Here is a 220-nt window from a genome sequence, read left to right as displayed (position 1 = left end):
CGATAAACGTGGAGTGCCTGTTTTGCGTTCGACATTAACGACAACGCAACTGAGCAGTCGAGTCACCAATTTCTTGGAAAGCGAATTGGCGCCTGTGACCGCTGTCCATGGCGTGCTTGTTGACATTTATGGGATTGGCGTGCTGATTACAGGCGGAAGCGGCGTTGGCAAAAGCGAGACTGCACTTGATTTGGTTCGCCGCGGCCACCGCCTTGTCGCC

The 220-nt window shown here is 54.5% G+C and carries 1 pseudogene; it reads left to right on the top strand.

Features of this window, described 5'->3' with window-relative positions:
• A pseudogene (locus CHH91_RS19560) lies at positions 1–220 on the top strand (HPr(Ser) kinase/phosphatase); the annotation flags it as partial.

Source organism: Virgibacillus sp. 7505 (assembly GCF_002272135.1).
GTDB lineage: Bacteria > Bacillota > Bacilli > Bacillales > Amphibacillaceae > Terribacillus.
This window is presented reverse-complemented; position numbering and strand designations above follow the sequence as displayed.